Source organism: Vibrio sp. 10N.247.311.47 (genome assembly GCF_041467535.1).
Lineage (GTDB): Bacteria > Pseudomonadota > Gammaproteobacteria > Enterobacterales > Vibrionaceae > Vibrio > Vibrio crassostreae_C.
Genome location: NZ_JBFSUR010000016.1, coordinates 108,616 through 118,357, shown reverse-complemented (window position 1 = coordinate 118,357; position 9,742 = coordinate 108,616). Strand labels below are relative to the sequence as shown.

General features: G+C 41.0%; 10 protein-coding genes. 4 read left to right on the top strand and 6 right to left on the bottom strand.

Features of this window, described 5'->3' with window-relative positions; genetic code table 11:
* The first annotated feature begins 819 nt into the window (after positions 1 to 819).
* Together AB6E51_RS12605 and AB6E51_RS12600 are read left to right on the top strand one after the other, a co-directional pair.
* On the top strand, positions 820 to 1,422 hold the full coding sequence (locus AB6E51_RS12605; protein ID WP_017059668.1) for a porin family protein: 603 nt from the start codon (positions 820 to 822) through the stop codon (positions 1,420 to 1,422).
* 338 nt (positions 1,423 to 1,760) lie between these two features.
* Positions 1,761 to 2,363: a DUF2971 domain-containing protein gene (locus tag AB6E51_RS12600; RefSeq protein ID WP_137002462.1), complete on the top strand. Its 603-nt coding sequence runs from the start codon at positions 1,761 to 1,763 to the stop codon at positions 2,361 to 2,363.
* A gap of 100 nt (positions 2,364 to 2,463) precedes the next feature.
* On the opposite strand, the gene AB6E51_RS12595 is transcribed toward AB6E51_RS12600, so the two are convergent.
* The 4 genes from AB6E51_RS12595 to matP all read right to left on the bottom strand — a co-directional run bounded on the left by AB6E51_RS12595 (position 2,464) and on the right by matP (position 5,033).
* On the bottom strand, positions 2,464 to 3,684 hold the full coding sequence (locus AB6E51_RS12595) for a hypothetical protein (protein WP_065585053.1): 1,221 nt from the start codon (positions 3,682 to 3,684) through the stop codon (positions 2,464 to 2,466).
* A 144-nt stretch (positions 3,685 to 3,828) separates the two neighbouring features.
* Complete coding sequence (locus tag AB6E51_RS12590; RefSeq protein ID WP_017059671.1) at positions 3,829 to 4,140, bottom strand: hypothetical protein; 312 nt, start codon at positions 4,138 to 4,140, stop codon at positions 3,829 to 3,831.
* A gap of 105 nt (positions 4,141 to 4,245) precedes the next feature.
* Positions 4,246 to 4,554 (bottom strand): DUF3634 family protein, encoded by a 309-nt coding sequence (locus tag AB6E51_RS12585; protein WP_017059672.1) that lies wholly within the window; start codon positions 4,552 to 4,554, stop codon positions 4,246 to 4,248.
* A 23-nt stretch (positions 4,555 to 4,577) separates the two neighbouring features.
* Positions 4,578 to 5,033, bottom strand: a complete 456-nt coding sequence (matP, locus tag AB6E51_RS12580; protein WP_017059673.1) for a macrodomain Ter protein MatP — start codon at positions 5,031 to 5,033, stop codon at positions 4,578 to 4,580.
* 189 nt (positions 5,034 to 5,222) lie between these two features.
* Here matP and AB6E51_RS12575 point away from each other — a divergent pair, with 189 nt between their 5' ends.
* The gene (locus tag AB6E51_RS12575; protein ID WP_372057979.1) at positions 5,223 to 6,875 is read left to right on the top strand and encodes an AAA family ATPase; all 1,653 of its coding nucleotides are present in this window, start codon (positions 5,223 to 5,225) and stop codon (positions 6,873 to 6,875) included.
* A 70-nt stretch (positions 6,876 to 6,945) separates the two neighbouring features.
* Positions 6,946 to 7,461 carry a bifunctional 3-hydroxydecanoyl-ACP dehydratase/trans-2-decenoyl-ACP isomerase gene (gene fabA / locus AB6E51_RS12570; RefSeq protein ID WP_017059675.1) on the top strand — a complete coding sequence of 172 codons (516 nt, stop codon included), beginning with the start codon at positions 6,946 to 6,948 and terminating at the stop codon, positions 7,459 to 7,461.
* Positions 7,462 to 7,713: 252 nt separating this feature from the next.
* Here the strand turns inward: fabA and rmf are convergent, their stop codons facing one another.
* The gene (gene rmf, locus AB6E51_RS12565; RefSeq protein WP_010440780.1) at positions 7,714 to 7,887 is read right to left on the bottom strand and encodes a ribosome modulation factor; all 174 of its coding nucleotides are present in this window, start codon (positions 7,885 to 7,887) and stop codon (positions 7,714 to 7,716) included.
* A 161-nt stretch (positions 7,888 to 8,048) separates the two neighbouring features.
* Positions 8,049 to 9,740 (bottom strand): DUF3466 family protein, encoded by a 1,692-nt coding sequence (locus AB6E51_RS12560; RefSeq protein ID WP_372057978.1) that lies wholly within the window; start codon positions 9,738 to 9,740, stop codon positions 8,049 to 8,051.
* Positions 9,741 to 9,742 lie beyond the last annotated feature (2 nt).

Here is a 9,742-nt window from a genome sequence, read left to right as displayed (position 1 = left end):
ATTTCATTCAGGCTTTCAGCAAACCTCTCAACATAATTCATAACCATAATACGCACCAAAAAGGAGATTGAAATCTGAGAGGTTTCAGGGCCTGTTACTCGCGTAATTTTACGTACAGCGCCGCATGAATCTATCTATTTAATTACTGGCTGGCTTTGACTCCGCGTTAATTGGATTAAATCGTGATGGCTTTATCACATGTCTGCTCAAACTTAATTAAGACTTCTAATTACGGATGCCTCTCCAAAGTTAGTCCAGAGTCTCTGCTGGTTGAGTGTTAAAAGCTATTACCCTGATTTTGCTTACCAAAAGAACCTAGATGATTAACGCTTCCACTAACTCTCGGTCTATTGTCCGTACTACCAATAAACTGAAAAGACTTGGTTACTCTTGTTCGCTAGATTTAACGGTCCCAAAAGACCAAGCGAACTCCCGAATCATCTAGTCTTGTTTACCTATGTTGGCTTGTTCTTCACCAAATTGAATCAACTATCAACGTCATCAGTAACATCCGTACTCGTTTTTCAAACCACTAACTTTGAATTTTCTGATGCCCAACGGTCATTGTTACCAAACTGCGTTGCCATCCAAAACGAACTTCTATAAACGACTTGGCTAATCGTAAGTTACAGTGCAACATAAATTCTATTAACCTCTGTCTGGACTATATTAACTTGTCTCATAACTGCGATAATGACACTTCTATTACCAACAAGTCTTTAAAATCAGATCTTTAGGCTAGTTCTCAATTAGTTAGAGTATCTTTTGTTTGTTAACATATTCTGGAACAGAATAACTTATTATCTTAGAAGGCTTTACATGAAAATCAGTACAATCGCCCTATCGCTATTCACCGCTTTTTTTGGCATCAGCTCGCAGGCGCTTGCTAGTGAAAACGAAAACTCACCTAGAGAGCATGGTCATTTTTATGCTGGTGTTGATATCGGCTTTTATAATGAAACTGAATTAGAATATCGTGGCAGCGCCATTGAAGATTCATCTGATCTATCAGACTTTAGCTATAACTTGGTTGGAGGCTACGAATTCAATACACATGATGTCGTCAAACTGGGGCTAGAAGCCGAGTACCGAAAAATCGGAAAAGTTAGCTATAACGACTTAATGGATATTGAAGGCCATGCTTTCTTCGTAAACATTAAACCAAAGTTTATTGTTGAAGGTGACGTATTAGATCTGTATGTATCTTTATTAGCCGGTGTTGGCTCTATGGATATGGAAGCGAAAGCTTTTGGAGTATCAGACTCTAAGTCTGAAGCAGCCTACCAAGTTGGTGCTGAGCTTGGTGCGATGGTAACAGACAACATCGATATCCATATTGGTTACCGCTATGCAAACGTTGAAATTGAATCCATCGATGTGTCACCTCAAACCGCTTACCTAGGTGCAAGGTACCACTTCTAAACTTGATTCACTCGTAGGCTCAATACTACTAAAGCCGTCCTTTTAAAGCTCGGCTTTAATTTTGATCACCTATTTCCCTACTCGACCTCTACTTTGACAAGACAATTCAACCATAAATAAAGTTACGTTGTATCTTCTGTAAAAAGTTACAACTTGAAAGCTTTGCCCTAACGCAAAATAAACCACTTTAACAGGCTATTATTTCGTGTTTAAATTTTTATCTATCAAACAGTTATACGAATAAATTTGGTGATTAAGCAATCAAATGCTATGCATTCAATCCTTAAAAGTAAATTAAAGTGTTAACATCAGGCAATTTTGTAAACTAGGTGTTTGATATGTTGCCTAAACTTTATAAGTTCAGATCACTCCACGACAGAAACATACAATCTATTTCCGAGTGTTCGTTGTGGTTTGATTACGCTAAAACTTTTAATAACCCTTTTGAATCTAACCACGCATTCAACAAAGAGCTTCAACAAAACTTTAAGATCATGTGTTTCTCTCAGTCGAACGACCACCCAATACTATGGTCGCAGTATGGTGACAACTTTAAAGGCATGTGTATCGAGTATGATCTCAACTGCTATAACGGTGAGGCCAATCTCAACTGTTTTGAAGTCCAGTATGAAGACGAACCGAATATGTTCCGCCCGGCATCGCTAAGAGGTTTACAAACATCAAGACTGGGAGCTGAGATATTCAAAACTAAGCATTCTAATTGGCGTTATGAAAAGGAATACCGCTGGGTATTACCTGATGACGAAATGATCGGAAATAAACTCTACCTTAATAGAGAGTGCCTAAGCTCGGTGATTCTGTCAGAGCACGCTCCTGCCGACAGGAAATTGAAAGTTCTGATGACTTGCCAGCGCCTTGGTATCCCTGTTAAACACGCAATAGCAAAGCAAGAGTCGTTTACCTTCGAAGTGGTCAGTTAAGTAGAGTGTAATCCTACTGTTTAGCGCCAAAACAAGACATTCACATAAAGTTACAGCGCAACAAAAAAGAGAGCGACATTAATGAGACTCTCTCTTTTTATTACATGTTCACCGTAAGCTTTCCCAGTACTTTATCTTGCATCTGCTCAATCGTCGCGATAGACATTTGAACAGTTGAAAACCAATAAGGTCGGTGCTTAACGTTAAATAGTTCACTATTATCTAACGCCTCGAAAACGGAATATTTTCTACCTTGAGCCAAAGCTGCACCATAAACCGTTCGCTCAAGTACTGGAATGTCATTCACTTCCTCTAGAAGTGCCCTCTTGATGAACTGATTTCCAGGGCTCCAATCTATAAATTCAACGAGGTTTTTTAGTAGCTTAAGCTCTAGCTGCTCGACCATTGATTCAAGAAACTGTGTGTTTGGCATCACCTCAGTACAAGCATAATATTCGTCATGCTTGTCACTTGCTTCACGATAACCAAGCATCGTTTTTACCAATGCGTCTTCAAACGTTGAAGAAAAGTGGTTACAAATTAAAAACAAAGGCAGAACTCTCAACACACCAAGTAAAATGCCTACGTTAGGATCTTTAACCGACGTTTCTTGAAGTCGAATTCGAGTCGCATTTGACGTCACGACCAAGTGTTGCCAAACCTTAGGTGTGATGTGTTTAATGTTGCCATCATTCCACTTAATCAGCTGTTGACTCATTAACAATGGGAACAATAAACGACAATTTTCTATTCCTATTTGTCGTGCTGCAACTTTTGGATCGAGAATTACCTTAGATTTCTTTCCATATTTATCTGCAAACTCTTGATTGGAAACAAACTCGATTAAACTTGAGCTCAATGGCCTACTTTTCGCGGATATTTCATGGAGTTTGGAAAAGTTTAAAGATGGCGAATACGCAACACTAGCGAACTGATTGTAATCGGGTAAGTCTGAAAACAACGAACTTATTAAGGTACCTTGAAGCTTCTCAAGCATTAGCGCAGAAGCGGCATTGCTGACATCATCGATAACGTATCGTAAGGTTTGTTGCTTCGCGTCGACTTTTTCACGATGAGCATTGACTCTATCCTGCTCGCAGCGCAATAAAATACGTTGATTGTGAGATATGCGGTCAGATTCATCAAATATGACACTATCACAATACCTATTTTCCAAACTTAGTAACGTGTCTACTGTAGATTGTGCGAGCTTATATTCAGGTGAGATTAACCATCGATTAAAGCGAGCTTCAACATTGATTGAGACCTTCCTTGAGATCTCAACTACTTCAGGGGTATAACTTTTATTTGCTAACAACAACCGTGACTTTCCTTTGCCGTAAATGCTCTTGTATCGGCATATCCTGCCTTTATAACAAAACTAATATTAATAGAAATTAGAGATTGGTTCACGAAATTGTTTCAATAAAATTAAGGATATTTAGTTATAGTGCGTTGAGAGTGGCTAGTGTGTGATATGTAGCCGGATATACTTTTCTGGAAAGCTGTATTTGAACCTTTTCTTCGTCGGTAGGTGTTTTTTCGCCTGCTTGCAAACTTTACTATCTCCAGACGTTCTCACCTTTTTGATTCTTGCATAACCTTTAGAGTGCTTCATCTCAATCATCAGATCGCAATAACCCTCGAAATCAACATTACTCTTGTTGAGCCCTTTCATGACGGTGACTTTTATCTTTTTAGCTACAGGATTAACCAATGCATCGTCGGGAAAAGCGACTGGGGATAAAAAACATAATAGTAATACTAGATATCTCATACTGCTCTCTCTTTGTTGAGGGTGAGAACAGTATGCGGAGATTTAAGAGAAATGAAGGATTAACTTAGTATGAGGATTGACCAGCTAACGCGTAACTCTCAACGATTACGCTTTCTTTGAGCCTTTAGACTTAAAACCATTATGCGGGAACACGTTACGAATACGTTGCTGTACGTTTTTAGGAACATCTTTAGTGAACTTGAGATTGTAACCAGAACGTTTTGCATACACTTTTAGCTCGCCTTTAAAGGTATTGTTATGACCAATCTCTTGAAGGTTGTGCTTAAAGCTCGGTGGAAGATGCCCTTTAACTTGTTCGATCGCCCCGTCGCTAAATTTAATTTTCAATACCGGTCGGTCGACTGCTACTAACCAAAAAACTAATACCGCACCGATTAAGATTACGTACATCATAATGTCACCACTACTGTTGATGGTTATTTATCGTCAGAAAGGAGCTTGCTTAAGTCTTCTTTGAGGCTAGTCACCGTCTTGCTGGCCTGCTCACTACGAGACGCTTCGCTAACCAAATACTCGATGGCATCTGAGAGCGTACAACCTAGCTCGTTCGCACGTTGAGATAGCTTTTCCCATACACGGTAATCAAGGTCGATTGATTTCTTCTTTGTATGAACTTGTTCAGCATTGAAGTGGCGTTTTCGCTTAGCTCTGATCGCTTGTTTAAGCTTGTTATCGAGCTCAGGAGACATGTTGTTAGAGATCCACTCAAGAACACCCGTAGGCTGGTGTTCAAGCTTCAATAAGGCTTTAACAGCAACGTCAGCTTCACTTGAATCTATGTGGCAGGTGATCGACTCGCCTTCTTTCCATTTTTTGACCAGATAGTTCCATTTCCAACCACATTCCAAGTTTTCAAGTTGCTGATATTTCATGTCTAATCTCGAGAGTTAATCCTAGTGACAGCGTAACCCAAAATAGGCTATTTAACAATTATGATCTTGAAAGAATAGACCAAGATCATACTTATATTAGCTTAGTGATTAGTAACTACAACATAGAGCTACAAGCGAGATCGGTTTTTCTATATACTCCCTACCTCATTATCATAATCAGAAACTTAAATGACTCAAGTAGATTGGCGACATGTTACGCCTCAGTACGACGAATATAGCGCTCAATTAGAGCAATTCCCTGACATCTCGCCTTTCCCGTTTTCAGATATTCAACATAGATTCAAAGATGCGTTAACCCGCTTTGTCCGTTTGTCTAACCTTTCGCGTGTTTTACTTGTAAACGCTCCAGACAATTCGATCTATCGTCAAATGATTGTTGAATCTCTAGTCACTGCTTTAGATGATCACACTCTACCGGTTATAAAAACTGAGTCTTTAAATGCTATCTCTCTGTTTGACCAAGTTCAGTCAAAAGACGGTAAGGTTGTAGCGACAAAGCCCGGCCTACTGGCTAGAGCAAACAACGGCTATCTGATCGTTTCAGCAAACTTGATCTTGGCAAACCCTGGAAGCTGGTTACTACTTAAATCAGCACTGCTTGGTGAAGCCGTAGAACCAATCAGCAGCAATCCAGAGCACTTGAACCAATCCCCGACTTTGCCTTTGACTTACAACATTAAGTTGATTGTTGTTGGAGACAGAGCTCAACTAGGTGACCTTGATTACCTGGACAGCGATATTCAAACCGGTTTTTGCCTATTTAGCGATATTGAACAAGATATCAAGCTCTCTGAAGAGACTTTGACTCAATATCTTGGTTACCTTAAGTGGCTTCAACAACGCTATGAATTGCCAACCATCACGCAACAAGCGTTGACGGGCATTCTCACGGCCGGAGCAAGAGAGACTGAAGATCAAAGTTATATTCCATTATGCCCTATTTGGCACAATGCGTTATTGAACGAAGCTCTGATTGAAGCCGACAATGGTGAGATTGATATTCACCATATCCAACAAGCTCAACAGCACAAATATAACCGCGAATCTTACCTACCAGAACGCGCCCTTGATGATATTCGAGATGGCCAAGTCATTATCGAAACCGAGGGCGAACAAGTTGGTCAAGTTAATGGTCTGACGGTTATCGATGTTCCAGGACACCCGATCTCTTATGGTGAACCTGCACGAATTTCCTGCGTTATTCACTTTGGTGATGGGGATATTGCCGACGTTGAGCGCAAAGCCGAGTTGGGTGGTAATCTTCATGCTAAAGGTATGATGATCATGCAAGCATTTGTGAGCAGCGCACTAAACCTTGAAGATCCGTTGCCATACGCTGCTTCTGTTGTGTTTGAGCAATCGTATTGCGAAGTAGACGGCGATAGTGCTTCTCTTGCTGAGCTTTGTTCTCTGGTGAGTGCTTTGTCTGAATACCCTATCAATCAACAAATTGCGGTTACAGGTGCAGTTGACCAATTTGGACGTGTGCAAGCTGTTGGCGGGCTAAACGAGAAAATCGAAGGCTTCTACCATGTGTGTAAGCACAACGGCTTAACAGGCGAACAAGGTGTGATCCTTCCAAGATCGAACTTAAGGCATCTTGCACTAAAGCCTGACCTTATTGAAAGCATTAAGAATGAAGAATTCCATATTTGGTCTGTGTCTAATGTAGACGAAGCAATTCCTCTCATTATGAACAAGCCATTTAGAGACGATGAACAAGAAAGCGTTCTGAGTAAAATCGCGGAACGTATTGAAAACTTTGAAAGACATGAGCACCCTATTGGAATCGTTGGACGCATTAAAAACTGGTTTGTCTAGTACTGATCGGACTTGTTTAGCGTACACCTGTTCACTAATATGCACCTATCAAAAATCGGAGTAATTGATAATGCAAAACAAACGTGATTCTTACACTCGCGAAGAGCTTCTAGCATCAAGCCAAGGCGAACTATGGCCACAAGGCCCTCAACTACCAGCACCGAACATGCTAATGATGGATCGCATCACTAAGATGTCTGAAACTGAAGGTGATTACGGTAAAGGTTTAGTTCTTGCTGAGCTGGATATTACTCCTGACCTATGGTTCTTCGATTGTCACTTCCCGGGTGACCCAGTAATGCCTGGTTGTCTAGGTCTTGACGCAATGTGGCAGCTTGTTGGCTTCTACCTTGGTTGGGTTGGCGGCGAAGGTAAAGGCCGTGCTCTAGGTGTTGGCGAAGTGAAATTCACTGGTCAAATTCTACCTACTGCGAAAAAAGTAACTTACGAGATCCACATGAAGCGTGTTGTTAACCGTCGTCTAGTTATGGGCCTTGCGGATGGTCGCGTACTTGTTGATGGTAAAGAGATCTACGTTGCTAAAGATTTGAAAGTTGGCCTTTTCCAAGATACGTCAGCATTCTAATCTAATAGTTAGATTTTTAGTAAAGCAGCCCATGGCTGCTTTATTTTCGTTCCAATAAATTTAGTTATAGTGCATTAAAGTATCCCGTATTAAGCTTGAAACAGGATAAATCCACCAGCGATACGCTTATGATAGCGAAACTAGAATGCTACATAGCTCTGGGAGTCTTTGTGTTGTTCTGAAACTAACAAGGCTCCAGCCGTTGTAATCAACAGACAATGGAGCCCTGACCTTGAATTCGTTGCGCCCTATCTATTTATAGAGACCTGCATTTCTATCATCTTTGGCGTCACGCCATCCACCTAACCAATAAGACCGAGAATCCATTTGGCTATATGGGCAAGCTTCTTGCGACCGTCCATTTAAACCAGCCTTGTAGCCTTGAGATTGTGCTCGTTCTAGTCGATCACGCTTTTGTCTCTTCATAGTGCAGTCCTCATACGGGTGTTCCATTTACTAACATACAATGATTACAACTTTACGGAGTTTTTGTGACTCCAACTTTAAGAATCGGTCAAATTTTCACTTTTCTCAAGGCGAAAAAAAGCCCGAGTTCAGAATTGTGAACTCGGGCTCAGGAGATAAAATTATTTAAATTTTCTGCGGAACCCTAATAGACCAAGCACAGTCAAAGTTAACCAACCTAGGCTACCACCTTGGCGATCTACTTTCTCGGTATCTGCGCTACGAGTTTGAATATCATCTTTAGTTGCACCAGCAATTGGAACCAGTTTAACGGCTACCACCTCTTCTACTGCGTTAGACGCAGCGCCACCACAGTAAGAGTTGTGAGAAGTTGTGTCATACGGTTGAGTCGTTCCTCCAACTGTACATTTGATAGCAGTAGCAGAGATCACACCAGCATCGTTAATGTCAGTAGCATCAATGATTCGGAACTTGTTGTTCTCTCCGGAAACAATACCATCATTTGTTAGATCATCTAACCACCAAGCCTGACCGTTAAAGATGTCTACACGACGAGCTTCAGTTGATGAAGACACGTTATAAGGATATATAAAGCCTCTGTGTCTTCTTTCACTACCATCAACCTCACGAGTGGTTTCTGCATCTATTTGGCCAACAAACTCATTAAAGTTGTTAACTGCTTTAGCTTCACCGCTCGAACCGCCGAAGAATATACCACCAGACAAATACGTTGCTGTCGGGTTTTTAGCATCAGTTACAACAAAAATCTTGTTACCCGCACTACCACTTTCTGGCACATAACCATTACGCTTAGAATAACCAACAGCAAACAAATTCTGGTTAATATCAGTCGCAACGGAGTTACTGTATCTAGCATCGTCATTCGATGAACCAGACTTAACCTCTGCACCGCTAATTTGTGTAGTTGTCCATGTTGCGCTGGTAAGGTCAAGTGAATCGCTCACAAAAACACTGGCATTCATGTCTTGTAGGTCGCCATTGCCATCTGCTGTATTATAGCCAACACCATAGAAAACAGAGTTTGATTCAACAATTGAACGCATACTGCCTTGGGCAAAGTATTCATCTTGTTGAGCATTTCCACTTCTGATCCAATCAATCTCTTTTGTTGTAGTACCATCCCAGATAGCAGCTTTTGAGCTAAATGTTGTATCCGAAGTGTCTGTTTTTGGACCTGCCGTAGATACACTACCTACATTATAAACAGTACTGTTGCTTGCCGTAATCGCTTTCCATGCACGAGTTTCAGAGGTGCCAGTAGGCCCAGCCGTCGTCGTAAACATCGCATTATTACGGATACCACCTTCAGATTTAACACCTAGTGGTTGAGCATTATTATCTAGAGAGTTAATGACCGTATTACGAGTGTCAAATGTCGCGCCGCCTTCAACAAATGCTTTTGCATTGACGTAAGTTAGGTCGAACCTTTCCTTACTCCAAGTATCATTCCAACGGTTTTGCGCCCAACTCTCACATGTAGAGTATCTTAGCTCTCTATAACAATAGTTTTCGAAATCATCGAACTCTTGGATGTATTGGAACGGAGCGTCCATCGCGAATGGTACTTCTTCACGATAACTTACAGCCTCGACCGTATTGCGAGTTTCACCAGCCAATTTAAAACTATCACATGCAACTCCGCCAACGGTACCAGTCGTAAAACAACTTTCTGTTCCGGTTACCGTCGCAGGCTGAATAGCTACACCAAAGATTTCAGATGCACCAGTAATCGAAGGTGTTACCTCAACTACCTTGTAAAGCGCAGCGTTCGCGTTAGTTGCAGCAAAAACTAATGCTGCAACTGTTGTTAATTTAAATTTAGTACAAGTCATTA